General features: G+C 47.6%; 1 pseudogene. It reads left to right on the top strand.

Features of this window, described 5'->3' with window-relative positions:
* Positions 1-73: 73 nt before the first annotated feature.
* Positions 74-966 (top strand): annotated as a pseudogene (locus J5224_RS30285) (hypothetical protein); the annotation flags it as partial.

Raw genomic sequence — 966 nt, 5'->3', positions numbered from 1 at the left:
CAGTTACGAACTGGCTGGAAGAGAGCGCACGTGGAAAGAGCGACGGGATGAACAGATAGCTGCCAGAAAAAAGATGGAGAATACCCTGCCTAAAAATGGCAATAAGCTGCGAAGCGGCTGGACGTTGCATACCGATCAGTTCCAAATCACGCAGGAGCAGAAGCTGAATGTTGAGTACGGGTTGAAAATCGGTGGTACGGAATATTCGGCCACGTTTGCCGAACTGACCCGCAATAAAGTCAAAACGGTTAAGACGCTGGAGCAGATTGGCAAAGTGGAGCGATTTTTATCGAATATCAACCAATATCTCCTGCCCGACCCCGATCCCAAGAAAAAGGGAACGCGCGAATATCGCCTCTTTGATTTCTCCGTTGAGCCGATTAATCTGGGGGTGTCCTACGCGTATCAGTGCAAGGACAGTGTTGATGATGCCACGCATTATATGGGGCTTTATGCAGCACCCTTCCTTAGCATGAGTATGAAAATAGATCTGATACAGCTTCTGGCTGCTTATTGTAAAATAGATCGTATTGCCGCGAAGTGTCGGGAATATATCGAGAAGGGCGGCAGTTCCCTTGAGTGCTATATAAAATTGACGGCAGAGCTGCACTTTTCCGTCGGTGCGGCCTATAAACAGGCGCAATGGACTTTCACACCTGAGGATGACAATAACAAGCTGGCCTTTTTGCTGGAAGGGGTGATCAGTACGGCATTTGAAACCAAAGTGTTGTTTGTTGAAGTTGCCCTAAAGGCTCTAGGCGTACTCAAAACAGAAGCGGGAATGAAGCTGGATCCGCATGCTGAGGGTATTGATTTGGTGGGATACCACGATGGTATCAAGGCTGAAGTGGCATTAATGGCTGATTTTAAATCATCACCAGATCGTGGTGTGAAAGGTGATACGGACGATGAATATTCGTACAAATCAACAACGGAACTGGCTGGACCATTAGACGCGGATCAATC

The sequence above is a fragment of the Candidatus Symbiopectobacterium sp. NZEC135 genome, assembly GCF_025962695.1.
This window is presented reverse-complemented; position numbering and strand designations above follow the sequence as displayed.